Origin of the sequence: Halobaculum roseum (genome assembly GCF_019880245.1) — an archaeon.
Classification (GTDB): domain Archaea; phylum Halobacteriota; class Halobacteria; order Halobacteriales; family Haloferacaceae; genus Halobaculum; species Halobaculum roseum.
In genome coordinates, this window is record NZ_CP082286.1 from 679,031 (window position 1) to 693,656 (window position 14,626).

The window sequence follows — 14,626 nt, forward strand, 5'->3', positions numbered from 1 at the left end:
AGAACACCTAAGAGAAGTCTCATCCCGAAGTTATGACTTCCAACCGATCAAATATGTGCTTGATCCTGCCGTCCTTTCCAATGGAGAGATGCGATTCAGCTCTAACTCTTGGATCATTTGGGAGATACCACTATAAACTGTGATACCCAGAGTCAGATAGCGTCTATTCTTCGGAAGTCCCGCTAGTGCAGCATCACGAATATCACGGTCTTAGGGAATACAGTAGAGTGAAACCCAGAATCGCTTAATCGACATCATTGCTATATTAATTCCGGAGAAACCGGATGTCTCTACTGAATTAATAGAGTAAAACTTATCATTACTGGTGTCCAGTTTTCTCAAGAGGAGATCACATGGGCCAGTTAGTTTTTTCTGATGTAGATGGAGTCCTCACAAATTCGAAAATTAATATTGGCGACGATGGTGAGGCTTTCAAAACATTCGATGTGAAAGACGGATATAAAATCACACAATGGCTTGAACAAGACGGTTGCGACTTCGTAATTATTACTTCAAGGGAGTCTCAAGCTGTCACAAATCGAGCCTCCGAATTGGGAGTGGATGAAGTTCACCAAGGCGTGAATGATAAAAAAGAAAAAGTTAAATCAATCGCGTCTCGCCTCGGGTTCAGTCTGGAGAGCACAGTTTATATTGGCGATGATCTGACGGACGTAGACGCGATAGAAACTGTCGGAACGGGTTGTTGTCCTGCCGACGCAGTTCAGGAAGTCAAAAAGAAGTGTTCATACGTCAGCCGGTATGATGGTGGAAACGGAGCCGTTCGGAATATTTTGAATTACATAATGGAAGTGTCTCAAACGACGGTTGGCATTATTCCAGCTCGTTATGGATCAACAAGACTCCCTGGTAAACCATTAATCGAAATCGCTGGTAAACCTATGATTCAGCACGTCTACGAGCGTGCGAACAACGCTGCGTCGCTCGACGACCTCATCGTCGCAACAGATGATGAACGTATTATTGAGGCAGTCGAGTCTATTGGCGGCTCTGTGATGATGACAGACCCTGATCATTTAACTGGAACAGATCGGGTGGCAGAGGTCGCAGCGAACGTCAAAGCTGACTTCACAATCAATATCCAAGGCGACGAACCACTAATCGATCCGGTTGTCATCGACGATATTGTGATGGCGCTTCAAGATAACTCTCCGAAAGTCGCAACGCCAATTTCCCCGATCAAAGACGAATCGCTCCTTGAGGATGAGAACACGGTTAAGGTGGTAACCGATAATGATGGTAAAGCACTCTACTTTTCACGGTCGAAAATACCGTCCGGCGGGGAAACAGGCACAACATATAAGCACATTGGATTATATGGTTACGAAACAGGAATGTTACTTGACTACATCGATATGGAGTCAGATCTTGAATCAGCTGAAGACTTAGAACAGCTTCGACTACTCGAAAACGGATACGAGATACAGACCGTGGAGACCGGCTACGACTCAAAAGAGGTCAACGTTGAAAGCGATATACCTGTAGTGGAGAAACAACTACAGCAAGAACATAAAAATGAAAATCAGTGATAATTTCATAGCCTCGAATGAGGGTTCGTTCTTCCTAATCGCAGGGCCATGTGTAATCGAATCAGAAGAACAGGTAATGGAAACAGCGCATAAACTGAGCAAAATCACGGACCGTCACGAAATTGACTTGATATTCAAGAGCTCGTTTGATAAAGCAAACCGGTCATCAATCAGTTCCTACCGCGGCCCTGGAATGGAACGAGGGCTGGAAATCCTTCAGCAGGTTAAAGATGAGTACGATCTTCCGGTAATAACAGATTTTCACGTTCCTGAACAAGCTGCACGGGTCGCAGAAGTGGTTGACGTTCTCCAAGTGCCTGCGTTCCTCTCACGACAAACCGATATGCTTACTGCTGCCGGAAAAACAGGTCTGCCGATCCATGTAAAAAAAGGGCAGTTCCTCTCAGCGGACGGAATGGATAATGTCATCAACAAAATAGAATCCACAGGGAATGAACAGATCATGCTCTGTGAACGCGGTGAGATGTTCGGATACAACAATCTCGTCGTGGATATGCGGAATCTAGACATCATGAAAGAACTCGACAAGCCGGTCGTTTTTGATACGACACATTCGGTACAACGTCCGGGCGCACGCGGTGACTCCAGCGGCGGCGACCGTCGGTTTGCACCGACATTGGCTCGAGCAGCACTCAGTGCGGGAGTAGCAGGTATTTTCGCGGAGGTACATCCGAATCCACCGTCAGCGAAATGTGACGCCGCTACTCAGCTTCCCCTCAATGAATTTGAATCGCTTGTCAATCAGTGGAAAGCGATTGATGAAACGGTTAAAAATGGCAAGTAAGGAGCAACAAGCAGGGGACGATGAGATTAGAGATGCTATCTCCAAGGCCATTTTCGAGCAATCTAAATCTATCAAGACCCTCAACAATAAGGGAACAATTGAGCAGATCTGCCGTGTTGCCCTTGAAATAGACGATACCGATGGTCGAATCGCTTTCTCAGGAATCGGTAAGTCCGGCGATGTCGGCAAGAAGATCGTTGACACATTCAACAGTATCGGAGTGACTTCACATTTCGTCCATCCTGTTGAGGCACTTCACGGGGATATTGGAGCGCTATCCTCGGGGGATGTGATGATACTTATCTCGAACAGCGGCAATACCGAAGAAATGGTGGAATTATTAAAGTTTTCCGAGTATTTCGGGCCAACGACAGTTTCCATCACGTCTAATCCGGATTCTGAACTTGCACAACAATCAGAGTTCCATATCAATACAAAAGTGAGTAACGAAGGAGCCGTAGTTGACCTTGTTCCGATGGCAAGTGCCACAGTCACGATGGTTATTGGGGATTGTCTCGCAAATGCGCTGATGACGATGCAAGACTTCGACAAAACCCAGTATGGGCACTTCCATCCTAGCGGTACGATTGGCAAGCGGCTTTTATTAAATGTGAGTGACCTACTTTATAAAGATATTCCACGAACAAAGCCATCTGACACGCTAGGTAAAGCCATCGTTCACATGAGTGAGGGTGAGAAGGGGATCGCGGTCATTCGTGATGACCAAGATCTCGTCCAGGGAATTTTAACAGATGGAGATATACGACGTCTTGTTGAGTCTGGAACTGATTTTAACGGTGTGACCGCAGAGGAAGTCATGACCACTGACCCAGTTGCTGTATCACGTGATGATTCCGCTATCAAAGCCTTAGAAACTATCGAGAAACATGACATTACACAGGCTCTCGTTACAACCGACGAAGGGAGATTTGAGGGAGTAATACATTTACATGATATAATGGACGAAGGGCTATCTAACTAGCTATTCCTATTAAATATTATAGTGATGGTTTATTCGACAAATCTTAAATATGCTGTGTTGGTTACCAAATTCGTGATAGGCTTGTGATTGTCGCTACGACTCTTTAACCGGTATGCGATATCTTCACCCGAGGCCTTTTATTGAACACAACATTTATATATTAAACTTTACTTGATACAGCCATGAGCAAATTTGAGCGTTTTATTCAAATTACAAGAGAAGAAGGTTTTTTTGAAGCACTAAACCGGGGCTTAATATTTGGTGCTAATCAGTTGCCTGGATGCATTTGGTCACCATTCATTATTTATTCATTATATAAAGATGGTAGAGAGATTCAAGACATAAAGTATTTGTTAGATAATAGCAGGGATCGGCATGATGCCTTAGTAGGTCCGAATCTATTATATTCTTATTCATCGTATCCAGGATTACGGACTCGAGCCCTGCATTACTATAGATACGTGTTAGCTACCAACTTACTCATCGGGACAGAACCGGACAGAGTTTTAGACATTGCTGCTGGAGTAAGCTATGGAACTCATATTTTGAAAGCAAAATTAAATAGCGATTTTGAGTATATAGCAGGCGATATCTCAGCAGATGCGCTCGTCTACGGTCAAAAATATTATTCACCGGAGAGTAGCGTCCAAGCAGACGCCCATCACTTACCACTTGATGGCGATTCAACAGACATAGTCCTATCTTTTGAGACAATGGAACACATTCCAAACGTAGACAAATATTTGACAGAGTTGAATCGGATTGTTCGCCCCAATGGCGAGTTATTTATTAGCGTTCCAAATGATGAAGATATAGATTCAAAAGGAGATCACGACGTTAAAAAGTATCCGCATGTACACGTGTTTGATTATGAAAAATTTCGAAATAAACTAAACAGCCATTTTCCCGAAAGGTCCCTGACCATATATGCACAAGAGCGGCCTGAGAGAGTGATAAGGCCGGGAGAGATTCTAGATTTACCTCCTGGATTTATAGAATTAGATGGTGAATGTGAAATTACAGAGCAAACAACCCTACTAGCACACGTCAACTAGGTCGAAGATCCTACCAAAATTACCTCTACCTCCCATATCAGCCGCGTGGTAGGGTCTCCGCAAAAATATAACCCCATCTACTAGTGACGATGGGTTGTTGTGCGGTTGTTCGAAAGCTAAAGAAGTAGTGCGAGCTGGATGGGTTCGATACAAAGAAAAATCACATCGTAAAGGTTCGGTTGTATACACCGATGTTGGCACTGCTAGTAAGTCATTAGATGCTGGCGGTAGTGACGGAATATGCCGATGACCAGGCCAAAGCGCTAGGACCTTCCAGTCGCCGACCAAGCTCATCCCTACTATCTGGATGAGTTCCCCGGCTACTCGCCACTGCCGCTGTTGGAGAACCTCATCAAGATATAGAAATCCAAAGCCAACTGCCGACACTACAGGAAACCCTCAGTACCGCTACACAACCAGGGTTGGACTTTAATTAGAACGTACGACCTAAAGAATATCTGTCGATGCTGTCACCAACCGGTTTCGGTCGGTACCAGCGTTCGCATCGACTTCTGCAAGGGTAGCGTTCCGACATCCATGTGATACCCCGATGTTGGATACCAGGTTTTAGAACTTCAATAGAAAGAAATAGGTCTCTCTAATATATTCCTATCAACATGAACTCCGTTGTGTTTTTAAGTGTAGACTGTCTTCGTGCTGACCATCTCGGCTGCTATAATTACGAGAGGCCGACTTCACCAAACATAGATGATTTCGCTAACTCCGCGACTATCTACAAGCATGGGTATGCAAACTGTCCAGGAACTCGATGGGCTTTCCAATCCCTCCACACGGGTGTTTATACGCATCAAATTGATGGACTAGGAATCCCGGATAGGTATACACCGTTAGCAGCCCTTTTTTCGAACGCAGAATACGCAACTGGCGGATTCGCGGTGAACGCTTTCGTGAGCCGGGAGTACAATTACAATAGGGGATTCGATACTTTCTACAGTGTTTCAGAAGCCACAGGCACGAAGCCGATCATCAAGCGTATCGGTAAGAAAATTAGTGATAAAGTAGACAACGAGCGGTTGGATGAGTGTGTTCTTAAACCGGTCAATAATATTCTCCGAAACCAGTCAACAGGAGATTCAAACGAATATAAACCGAGTCATACGGATAAAGATTCGGTTGATCAGGCACTTCATTTTATCGAACAACAACAAACTGCCGACAATGAGTTCTTCTGTTGGGTCCATTTTATGGACGCCCATACCCCGTACGGCTACTGGCCAAAACATCTCGAAGCAATCCGGGGAAATAGCTCTATTGAGCACACAATTCAACCCGGCGAGGAAGGCAAAATTGCCGTCGGCGAAAATCCCCCAAAAGACGTAATCGATACCTACGATGCCTGTATCAGGAGTGTTGATGAACAAATTGGACGGGTCCTATCTGCAATCGACGAAAACACGACAGTGATACTGACCGGTGACCACGGCGAGGAGTTCGGTCAATACAACGACTTCCACAGTGCCTCGCTATACAGCAGCATGACGCAAGTGCCAATCATCGTCCGCACCCCGTCAATTCCAACCGGTATCGTTGAGACCCCCGTCCAGCATTTAGATTTACCACCGACAATGTTAACAGCAGCGGGGATTTCAGTTCCAGATCACTTCGAAGGCGTGTCCCTCCAGACAATCAACCGTACCTCTACTGACCCGATTTTCTTCTCGTTGGGCAAAAATCAAATCGCCGTCCGGAAAGGGATCTATAAGTATATCGAGGAAAACGGCTCAACGGAACTCTATCGCGTTCCCCACTCGGGACAAGAAACCGACTCCGTACTCAACGAGAATAAGGAAATCGCCGAAAAATTACAGAAGCTTATTGAGGACCACCGACAGAGGCAGAGTATCGGCGAAGGCAAATTAGAATTGTCTAAGGGGCAAGATGATCTCTCCGACGAGATTGAAAAGAACCTTGAAGACCTAGGCTACCTATGAACACACCACTATAGTTCCGTTTCAGACCTAAATCGCCACTTCTCTGAACAATATCAGGTGTCTCTCGAATACGATGTTTCGGTCATACACCGCTTATAGTAGTCATAGCGGATTCATCTATATGAGGCAGTAATGCTAGTTCTGTCAGGATAGGAAGATTATTCAGGGACGTAGTAATACACCTGCATATGTTAGATTGGGAAGACCAAACTGTCCTAGTGACGGGCGGAGCCGGGTTTATCGGTTGCTTTCTTACGGAGAAGCTTCTCGGCCGCGACGCTAATGTAGTCATAGCGGATAACTTCTCACGTGGCGACTTCAACAAAATATCTCATCTCGAAGACGAAATCGAGATTCGTCCCGTCGATTTGACGACACACAAAGGCTGTGTCGAAGCTACCGAAGGGGTTGATCAAGTTTTCCATCTTGCCGCTTCAGTAGGTGGAATCCACTATATTCAGCGAGAGAATGTCCATGGTCTTACTCCATCGGTGCTCATGAACCAGCACATGCTGGAAGCCGCGAGGATTAACCATATTGAGAGCTTTATGTTCGCCTCCTCTGCTTGTGTCTACCGGCAACAACATGACGGTCTGAATCGGTTTTCTGAGGAGCAAGCTATTCCAGCCAATCCTCACAGTACATACGGTTGGGCGAAGATTCTCGGTGAGGTCGCTTGTGATGCATATCACACAGACACAAGTGTCGATACTGGCGCTGTCCGTATCTTCAACTGTTACGGTCCACGCGAGAGCCTTAACCCTGACAGTAGCCATGTTATTCCCTCTCTGTGTCGTAAGGCTATCGAGGCCGAAGACGGGGATAGCATCGAGCTCTTCGGTGACGGCAGTCAAGAACGCGGGTTCATCTACGTTACCGACTTGGCTGAAGGCATGATTAGAGCGATGGAAGAGAAAACCGATGGCGAACCCATTAATCTCGGAAATGGCGACGAAGTCGTCTCTATCAATGAACTCGCAGAAACAATTGTTGATATCAGTGGTAAGGACCTCGAAATCGAACACGACCTCTCGAAGCCTACAGGGACAGACAAATATGCTATCGACGATACGAAAATGAAAAACGAACTCAATTGGGAACCAAGTATATCGCTCAAAGAAGGGCTCGAAAATGTATATGAGTGGGCAGAGTCTGAGCTCGAAGGAGCTAAGCAGAAAGCAGTCGCAAACGGAGGAAACCAATGAGCTGGGACGGTGAACGCGTTCTCGTTACAGGCGGTGCCTCATTCATTGGATCGCACTTAGTTGAAGATCTCGTCGCGGAAGGGGCGAACGTCCGTGTCGCGGATGACTTTTCTAGTGGAGAAACTGGAAACATCGAAGCTGTCGAGGACGAGATCGAAATCCTTCGTGGAAATCTAAAACACTGGGACTTCGCGGACGAGGCGACCGAAGACATAGATACGGTCTTCCATCTCGCAGCCGACCACGGCGGGCGGGGATACATCTCTCAGTACCCCGCGAACTGCGCCACGAACATGGCGCTGGACAACATCGTCTACGAGGCCGCCGCGAAGAACGGAGTCGACCGAATCAGTTTCGCCTCCAGCGCCTGTACGTATCCGACTGACATCCAGCAGGAGCGCCAGCGCCTCAGCGAGGACATGGTGAGCTTCGAGGAACGTGGAGGCGCCTACGCTGACGAGGTGTACGGCTGGGCGAAGCTCATGGGTGAACGCTCGCTCCAGGCGTACAACGAACAGTATGACATCGATACCAGCGCCGTTCGGATCTTCACGGCGTACGGCCCGCGTGAAAACGAAACCCACGCGATCGTCGCGTTCATGGCGAAAGCCTACGCCGGACAGGATCCTTTCCAGATCTGGGGTGACGGCGAGCAGACGCGGAACTTCACCTACGTGAAGGACATCACGCGCGCACTTCGCCTCGCCGCCGAGAATATCACTGACGGCACCCCGGTCAACGCCGGTATCAGTCGGTACGTGACGATGAACGAGGCCGTCGAGATCATCTTCGACTATCTCGACTGGGAGCCGGACGAGATCAACTACATGACGGACAAGCCGGTCGGGGTTCGCCATCGTGCGGCCGACACCACCCGTGCTGAGGAACTCCTCGGGTGGGAACCCGTGTACACCGTCGAGGAAGGGATCAAGAACACACTCGATTGGTACGTCGAGAATCGCGACAAGGAGTACGTTCGGGAGAACCTCGAAACACTCCTCCACGAGCGCTAACGCGCGACGCGGATTTTCCTCATGGCTGACGCAAACAAAGAATACGTACTCGTCACGGAGTATTTCCACCCGGACACGGCCTCGACCGGCCAGCTCATGACTGACCTCGCTGTCGGACTCCGAGAGCGGGGTCTGGATATGACCGTCCTCACCGGCCAGCCGAACTATCACAGCGGCGAGAACGAGAAGCAACCTCGCGTGTCCACGCATGGAGGGGTCCGGGTGAAGCGCATTCGGGCACCCCAGGTTCGACAGTCCTCGATTCCACGGCGTCTGTTCAACTGGGGGATCTTCACCGTCTGGATGTTCGTTGTGATGCTCCTGAGCCGGACCGAGAAGGAGCGCGAGGTGATCTTCGTCTCCAACCCTCCCTTCCTCCCTGTTGCGATGTGGCTCGTCTGTCGGATTCGTGGGTGGGACTACACCTATATCGTCTATGACCTCTACCCCGACCAGCCAGTCGAACTCGACTACATTCCCGAAGGGAGTATTCCTCACCGGATCTGGGATTTCTTCAATCGCCGTTCCTTCCTCGCGGCGAACCACATCGTCGCGCTCGGCCCGGTGATGAAGAATCGCATCAGCCGGAACGCCGGCCCGAAGTTCGACGAGAGCAAGGTCGAAATCATCCACAACTGGGAGGACGAGGACTTCATTCGACCCAAAGAGAAAGCGGAGAACTGGTTCAGCGAGGAACATGGCCTCGTCGACCAATTTACGATCCTCTACTCGGGGAACATCGGGGACTTCCACGACCTCGAAACCCTGGTTGAAGCTGCGGCGGAGTTCGAGAACGAGAACGTGGGCGTTCTCATCATCGGGGAGGGAGATAACAAGTCAAACATCGTCTCGCTGGCCGAAGAACTCGGCATCAGAGGAGAGACGGTCGAGTTTCTCCCATACCAGCCGTGGGACGACCTCCCCTACAGCCTCACATCAGCGGACGTCTCCGTCGTTACGGTCAAGGAAGGGTTCGAGGGCATCTGTGTCTCCAGCAAACTCTACACCGCGATGGCCGCAGGCGACCCCGTGCTTACCATCGCTCAACCGGACGACGACGAGTCTCGAATCGTCGATCAGTTCGACGCCGGGATCCATGTGTCACAGGGGGACGTGGAAGGGATCGTTGAAGCCATCGAGCGTTGGCGATCGAAGCCGGAACTCGTCGAGGAACAAGGCGCCAATGCCCGGGAAGCGTTCGAAGAGAACTTCACCGCCGACGAGTCGATCGACCACTACTATCGGATGCTGGCGGAGTAACCCTCAGAGCGTTCGAGCCCGCCGAATGATCTCCTCGTAGCCCGGTTCGATATCCTCGTCTTGCGTTTCGAAGGCGTTCATCTCCCAGAAGCGTGCAGCACCTGCATCCGATCCCGGCTCTGGGTGGCCGTCCGTCACACTTCGATCAACTCGATAGATAATGACTACTACGTTCTCTCGCTGTCCCGCAGTCACGAACGCGGTATCGAATAATTCGAGATCCTCAGCGGAAGCACTCACTCCCGTTTCCTCTTCGAGTTCACGGACAGCTCCGGTTGCGGGAGGTTCATCGTATTCGAGAAATCCCGCCGGAACGCTCCACGTTCCAATACCTGGGGGCTGGGTTCGCTTCACGAGCAATACGCTTCCGTCGTCCACAACTAGGACGCCAGCGCAGGGCTTAGGATTCCGGTAGACTGGTTTCTCACACGAGGTGCAGTACGCTCGGGGACGGTCCTCGATCACTCGTGAAGTCAACGTATCGCCACAGTCGGGGCAGTACTGCGGCGCCTGTTCGTCCATATGCTCACCAGCGGATACTCCGATAAGCAAGTTGCTGTCGGTCGGAATTCGATACTACTTGTGCGCGTGTTCTTCGCAGTAGAACACGATACGCCCCCGAACGTCGATATCGTGGTATTCGGCGGGGTCATCACAGACGACACACTCACGCTCACCCCCGTGCTTGGGCTTTTGTTCCAAGAGCTGAGACACAGGGTGGAGTCCGGTGGCAGACTCTTTGGTATAGACCGACAACCATCGAACAATCGGGACCTATATGAGCAGAAGTTATATCATTGAATCGCTCTCGACTTCGGATTCCTATCGATCAGAGTCACCTCACTCTTCCCGGGGATCGGTGACGAACCGGTACAGTCCCCGATTCACCTTCTCAACCCATCCCGCATCAACGAGTCCCCGCAACGATCGGTTGATGTATTGTCGGCGAATGTCTAATTGCTCCTCCATCCGTTTCGGGTTCGCATAGCCCCATGGACGTCCCTCTTCTCGTCCGTCTTTGAGAATATCGAGAATCGCCTCCTGGCGGTTATCGGGCTTGAACCCCTCGTTGACCATAGTACCACGAGAAGAATCCCGGAGCCATTTACAGATTCGGGGATAGCACTCGGCTAGTTCTTTTAGAAGTTACAAAGTAACAGTTAAGCGAAGGTGAGGTTAACTGCAGTACGAGAAGCGCGGGATCCCGACTCAGAAGTGGGGTCGGTGCTGGAGACACCGGATCCCCGCGCTTCGCCACCACGACGAAGCATGACGAACACGGAGAGAACGCGGCAAGAACCCATCGAACAGATTTCCGACTACCACCAGCGACAGGGGAGGGTGACATGATGCGCTACGAGTGGCTCGATGAAAGCATAGACGAGCTCGCCGAGCGCTACGATGCTGGCCAGTCACTCCGAGAGATCGCAGACGAGTTCGGCGTCTCGACACCGACGATCCACAACCGGTTGAAGGACCACGACGTGTCGATGCGAAACGGCGGTCCGGAGTACGTCCGCTTGGAACACAGAACCGACGAACTCGTCGCCCAATACGTCGACCACGACCGCTCCGCCCAAGCGATCGCCGACGACTACAACACCTCTCGTGCGGCGATCCGGTATCACCTCGAACAGGCGGGTGTCGACTACACGCCACCCGCTTCGAAGACGGCGGACCTCGATTTCAACCCGTATCAGGTCTCGCTCATTCAGGGCGAACTCCTCGGTGATGGGTGCCTCCACCGTCGAACGGACGAGGGGTGCTTCTTCCAGCTCTCGACGACAACGGAGTCACATGCGGTGCGACTTATCGAGAACCTTCCCGAGAGCCTCTTTCCGGACGGCCAGCCAAACAAGTTCACCCGGGAGAATCACTTCAACGGGGAGGACTACACGATGTGGACGGTCACGTCACGTCCTCAGTCGCGCTTCGAGCAGCTGTACGAGGATTGGTACGAAGTTCGGGAGGAGAACAACCGGAAGGTCGTCCCGGAGGCGTTCACTCTCGACAGGACCGCGCTCCTCCATTGGTATTGGGGCGACGGGAGTTGTTCGATTCGTGACCGCGGAGCACCCCGAGTCAGTTTCGCAACACACGGGTTCCCGGAGGCCTCCGTCGAACACCTCCGATCCGAACTGGATCGCCTGGGCTACGACAACTACGCCGTGGAACAGACGCACGTCGAGGACGGCTCCGGCCTGTTCATTCGCCTCCGAGACTACGACGCGCGCTCATTTCTGGAGGACTTCCGCCGGTTCAGTTCGCTCCCCGAGTACGACCACAAGTTCCCGGTTCCGATACGGGAGGACGAGTCCGTGTAGGGTTCTCAGTCACTGTCTGCGACTGTAACCACCGCCCCTAATCACCTACGCCCACCAGCGCGACCAGAACGGGCTCGCACACGCCCTCCTCACCGTCGAGGAGCACATCGACGACGACTTCATGCTCATCCTCGGCGACAACGTCTTCGAGGCGAACCTCCAGGACGTGGTTCGCCGACAGGCCGAGGACCGAGCGGACGCCGCGTTCCTCGTCGAGGAGGTCCCGATCGAAGACGCCTCACGCTACGGCGTCTGTGACACCAACAAGTACGGCGAGATCGTCGACGTGGTCGAGAAGCCCGATGACCCGCCTTCCAACCTCGTGATGACCGGCTTCTACACCTTCACCCCCGCCATCTTCCACGCCTGCCACCTGGTGCAGCCCAGCGACCGCGGGGAGTACGAGATCAGCGACGCGGTCGGATTGCTCCTAGAGAGCGGCCGGACGATCGACGCGATCCCGCTGGACGGCTGGCGGCTGGACATCGGGTACCCCGAGGACCGCGACGAGGCAGAGCGTCGCCTGAGCGACGAGGTGGAGCCGGAAGCCGAAGCCTGAGCGGTCACACGGCGGCAACACGGGACGGAGAGATTGCACGAGCGACCACAGGGGGGCGAGGACCCGAACCGACGCGAGCGCGCTCTCGGAGCCCTGACGGCTGGTGAGAGCCCACGCACACCCACACTTGTTTGGACGGGTACCTGTGGGTGCGTCTCGAAGACCGGTAGTCTGTGGATCAACTGGAGACGTGTTCGGTGTACCACCAGGTGTCAGCGGGCGAGCTTCCCCATCACGGAAGTCCAGACTGCGTGTTGAGGACCTGTTCGTCAGTTGCGGTGACAGCGGCCCACCACATCGTCAATACGGCGAGCGTGACCAACTCTGGAGGATGAGTCTCACTGATGCACGACTGCTCGTGTCGCGACAGCTCATCAGGCGGGTGGAAATGGAGAACCGGATGGTCTGTGGCCTGGTTGGACGCTTCCCGCCCGAACCGGAACTCGAGTCCCTTCTCCCGGTAGTGGTTCGTGTAGTCGCCGTTCTCCCACCATTGGATATCGAAGTATCCACCATCCTGGTGGATTCCTGGAGCGACTGTCACTCTCGCCTCTCGAACCCTCCCTCGTTTCTCCGTGAATTCGTCGTGCTGCGTGTGGCGAAACCGAGGCGCACGGAAGCCTTCGTCGAGTTGGTTCGCGATCGTGTTGACGCTGGTGAGGATCGCGTCCGAATCGAGCGGTGATCCGTTTCCCATCACCATTTCTGAACTCGCAGTTCGTCGGAAGCGCCCTCGAACTCATCCGCCGCAGGGGTGCGTCGCTTCGCCTGTTGGATACGGTACGCTGCACGGAGGTACTCGAAGTCCCGCATCGCTGTCCGCCAGTGCGACACGTCCGTCAGCTCTTGTTCGGAGAGTTCCCGGTCGGAAACGAGGAGTTCTTCGGGGGATTCGGTGTCGTACGCGTCCCGGTACTCGGCGATTTCGGCCTTCAGGTCCTGGATCTGTTCGACGACGTCACCGGCGGTCGCAAGCTGGTGAATCTGCTCGATGAGATGCCGGTCGGGGTCTCGTTGGTAGACGGTCCCGGAGTCGGTGTGTCGAGCACTCGCGACGCCTTCCTCCGCGAGCGCCTTGAGGGCAGTTCGGGCCTTGCTCTCGGAGACGGCTGCAATATCGGCGATCTCGTTCGCCGTCTTTGGTGTCACCGTCCGCTTGATCACCGCTCGGAGTCGCTCGTCCGCCGTGGTTGACTCCTTCCACTCCGCTCTCGCGAACTCGTTGATATCGTCGAACGCTGCTCCGTCCCCATCGAACGGCGAGATATCTTCGGGAGAGACCGGTTCCTCAGGGACGTCTTCGGCGCTGGGAAACTCGTCGGCCATGTCATTCTCTTACATCTATCGCCACATATCTTCATAGTTCAGAAATGTGGTCTACAGGCTGAGCAGGCCCAGTGCCTCGGGGCTTGACCCCGAAGCGGTTCACCGAGAGAGAATTAAGTGAGTTAGTGCCAAACGAGTATCTATGGCCGTCGACCTCACAGAACGCGTACAGGAGATCGCGAAGGCACGTGATGTCTCCGAGTCGGAGGTGCTTGAGCAAGCCCTCGAGCGGGGCGTCGAAACCCTGTGGCAAGACCTCGTTCTCTCTCGATATCTGAACGATGAGATCCCGCGCGAAGAAGCGGTCGAACTCGCCGGAGTAGACCGCGTCAAACGCGCAGAGCGCGAGGCCGAAGCCGTCGAAGAGGATGTGCGGTGGGGCTTGAACGCGTGATCGTCGCCGTTGCTGACACCGGCCCACTCATTCACCTTGGCGAAATCGATTCTCTTGACCTCTGTTCGGTCGTCGACAAACTACTCATTCCAGAGACTGTCTATGAAGAACTTCAGGCCGGCGGACCTCCGTCCGAACTCGCCGACATTGAAATTGAGAATAACCGACACATATGACAACTAACATCCGACGGGCTGTATCGAA

Annotated in this window: 15 protein-coding genes and 1 pseudogene; 12 read left to right on the plus strand and 4 right to left on the minus strand. The window is 52.3% G+C overall.

The window, feature by feature from the left end; genetic code table 11:
• Positions 1–353: 353 nt before the first annotated feature.
• From kdsB to K6T36_RS03495, 8 genes are all read left to right on the plus strand, one after another.
• Positions 354–1,547 carry a 3-deoxy-manno-octulosonate cytidylyltransferase gene (gene kdsB, locus K6T36_RS03460; RefSeq protein ID WP_222922610.1) on the plus strand — a complete coding sequence of 398 codons (1,194 nt, stop codon included), beginning with the start codon at positions 354–356 and terminating at the stop codon, positions 1,545–1,547.
• On the plus strand, positions 1,534–2,352 hold the full coding sequence (gene kdsA / locus K6T36_RS03465) for a 3-deoxy-8-phosphooctulonate synthase (protein WP_222922611.1): 819 nt from the start codon (positions 1,534–1,536) through the stop codon (positions 2,350–2,352). Before kdsB ends, kdsA begins: the two co-directional genes overlap by 14 nt.
• A complete protein-coding gene (locus tag K6T36_RS03470; RefSeq protein ID WP_222922612.1) occupies positions 2,327–3,334 on the plus strand; it encodes a KpsF/GutQ family sugar-phosphate isomerase in 1,008 nt (335 codons plus the stop codon). Before kdsA ends, K6T36_RS03470 begins: the two co-directional genes overlap by 26 nt.
• Before the next feature lie 182 nt (positions 3,335–3,516).
• On the plus strand, positions 3,517–4,389 hold the full coding sequence (locus K6T36_RS03475) for a class I SAM-dependent methyltransferase (RefSeq protein ID WP_222922613.1): 873 nt from the start codon (positions 3,517–3,519) through the stop codon (positions 4,387–4,389).
• Positions 4,390–5,006: 617 nt separating this feature from the next.
• Complete coding sequence (locus tag K6T36_RS03480; RefSeq protein ID WP_222922614.1) at positions 5,007–6,341, plus strand: sulfatase family protein; 1,335 nt, start codon at positions 5,007–5,009, stop codon at positions 6,339–6,341.
• 188 nt (positions 6,342–6,529) lie between these two features.
• Positions 6,530–7,546, plus strand: coding sequence for an NAD-dependent epimerase/dehydratase family protein (locus tag K6T36_RS03485; RefSeq protein ID WP_222922615.1), 1,017 nt, complete (start codon positions 6,530–6,532; stop codon positions 7,544–7,546).
• Positions 7,543–8,559, plus strand: a complete 1,017-nt coding sequence (locus K6T36_RS03490; protein ID WP_222922616.1) for an NAD-dependent epimerase/dehydratase family protein — start codon at positions 7,543–7,545, stop codon at positions 8,557–8,559. Before K6T36_RS03485 ends, K6T36_RS03490 begins: the two co-directional genes overlap by 4 nt.
• 21 nt (positions 8,560–8,580) lie before the next feature.
• Positions 8,581–9,819, plus strand: coding sequence for a glycosyltransferase family 4 protein (locus K6T36_RS03495; protein ID WP_222922617.1), 1,239 nt, complete (start codon positions 8,581–8,583; stop codon positions 9,817–9,819).
• A gap of 3 nt (positions 9,820–9,822) precedes the next feature.
• Here K6T36_RS03495 and K6T36_RS03500 read toward each other — a convergent pair whose 3' ends face one another.
• Both K6T36_RS03500 and K6T36_RS03505 read right to left on the minus strand, forming a co-directional pair.
• Positions 9,823–10,341 carry an NUDIX hydrolase gene (locus tag K6T36_RS03500; RefSeq protein ID WP_222922618.1) on the minus strand — a complete coding sequence of 173 codons (519 nt, stop codon included), beginning with the start codon at positions 10,339–10,341 and terminating at the stop codon, positions 9,823–9,825.
• A gap of 318 nt (positions 10,342–10,659) precedes the next feature.
• Positions 10,660–10,896: a MarR family transcriptional regulator gene (locus K6T36_RS03505; protein WP_222922619.1), complete on the minus strand. Its 237-nt coding sequence runs from the start codon at positions 10,894–10,896 to the stop codon at positions 10,660–10,662.
• Positions 10,897–11,168: 272 nt separating this feature from the next.
• Here K6T36_RS03505 and K6T36_RS03510 point away from each other — a divergent pair, with 272 nt between their 5' ends.
• Together K6T36_RS03510 and K6T36_RS03515 are read left to right on the plus strand one after the other, a co-directional pair.
• Positions 11,169–12,143, plus strand: coding sequence for a helix-turn-helix domain-containing protein (locus K6T36_RS03510; RefSeq protein ID WP_222923346.1), 975 nt, complete (start codon positions 11,169–11,171; stop codon positions 12,141–12,143).
• Positions 12,144–12,183: 40 nt separating this feature from the next.
• Positions 12,184–12,702, plus strand: a pseudogene (locus tag K6T36_RS03515) (sugar phosphate nucleotidyltransferase); the annotation flags it as partial.
• A 232-nt stretch (positions 12,703–12,934) separates the two neighbouring features.
• Here the strand turns inward: K6T36_RS03515 and K6T36_RS03520 are convergent.
• Together K6T36_RS03520 and K6T36_RS03525 are read right to left on the minus strand one after the other, a co-directional pair.
• Positions 12,935–13,405 carry a toxin-antitoxin system TumE family protein gene (locus tag K6T36_RS03520; protein WP_225935172.1) on the minus strand — a complete coding sequence of 157 codons (471 nt, stop codon included), beginning with the start codon at positions 13,403–13,405 and terminating at the stop codon, positions 12,935–12,937.
• Positions 13,399–14,028, minus strand: coding sequence for a winged helix-turn-helix domain-containing protein (locus K6T36_RS03525; RefSeq protein ID WP_222922620.1), 630 nt, complete (start codon positions 14,026–14,028; stop codon positions 13,399–13,401). The genes K6T36_RS03520 and K6T36_RS03525 overlap by 7 nt, the downstream gene beginning before the upstream one ends.
• Positions 14,029–14,170: 142 nt before the next feature.
• Here K6T36_RS03525 and K6T36_RS03530 point away from each other — a divergent pair, with 142 nt between their 5' ends.
• The gene (locus tag K6T36_RS03530) at positions 14,171–14,422 is read left to right on the plus strand and encodes a ribbon-helix-helix protein, CopG family (RefSeq protein WP_222922621.1); all 252 of its coding nucleotides are present in this window, start codon (positions 14,171–14,173) and stop codon (positions 14,420–14,422) included.
• Positions 14,419–14,598, plus strand: a complete 180-nt coding sequence (locus K6T36_RS03535; RefSeq protein ID WP_225935173.1) for a PIN domain-containing protein — start codon at positions 14,419–14,421, stop codon at positions 14,596–14,598. Before K6T36_RS03530 ends, K6T36_RS03535 begins: the two co-directional genes overlap by 4 nt.
• Positions 14,599–14,626 lie beyond the last annotated feature (28 nt).

Bases quoted from the DNA above. Each gene is read 5' to 3' on its own strand.
- kdsB (WP_222922610.1), top strand. From the start codon at position 354: ATGGGCCAGTTAGTTTTTTCTGATGTAGATGGAGTCCTCACAAATTCG.
- K6T36_RS03530 (WP_222922621.1), top strand. From the start codon at position 14,171: ATGGCCGTCGACCTCACAGAACGCGTACAGGAGATCGCGAAGGCACGT.
- K6T36_RS03520 (WP_225935172.1), bottom strand. From the start codon at position 13,405: ATGGTGATGGGAAACGGATCACCGCTCGATTCGGACGCGATCCTCACC.
- K6T36_RS03490 (WP_222922616.1), top strand. From the start codon at position 7,543: ATGAGCTGGGACGGTGAACGCGTTCTCGTTACAGGCGGTGCCTCATTC.
- K6T36_RS03510 (WP_222923346.1), top strand. From the start codon at position 11,169: ATGCGCTACGAGTGGCTCGATGAAAGCATAGACGAGCTCGCCGAGCGC.
- K6T36_RS03505 (WP_222922619.1), bottom strand. From the start codon at position 10,896: ATGGTCAACGAGGGGTTCAAGCCCGATAACCGCCAGGAGGCGATTCTC.
- K6T36_RS03525 (WP_222922620.1), bottom strand. From the start codon at position 14,028: ATGGCCGACGAGTTTCCCAGCGCCGAAGACGTCCCTGAGGAACCGGTC.
- K6T36_RS03500 (WP_222922618.1), bottom strand. From the start codon at position 10,341: ATGGACGAACAGGCGCCGCAGTACTGCCCCGACTGTGGCGATACGTTG.
- K6T36_RS03495 (WP_222922617.1), top strand. From the start codon at position 8,581: ATGGCTGACGCAAACAAAGAATACGTACTCGTCACGGAGTATTTCCAC.
- kdsA (WP_222922611.1), top strand. From the start codon at position 1,534: ATGAAAATCAGTGATAATTTCATAGCCTCGAATGAGGGTTCGTTCTTC.
- K6T36_RS03480 (WP_222922614.1), top strand. From the start codon at position 5,007: ATGAACTCCGTTGTGTTTTTAAGTGTAGACTGTCTTCGTGCTGACCAT.
- K6T36_RS03475 (WP_222922613.1), top strand. From the start codon at position 3,517: ATGAGCAAATTTGAGCGTTTTATTCAAATTACAAGAGAAGAAGGTTTT.
- K6T36_RS03485 (WP_222922615.1), top strand. From the start codon at position 6,530: ATGTTAGATTGGGAAGACCAAACTGTCCTAGTGACGGGCGGAGCCGGG.
- K6T36_RS03470 (WP_222922612.1), top strand. From the start codon at position 2,327: ATGAAACGGTTAAAAATGGCAAGTAAGGAGCAACAAGCAGGGGACGAT.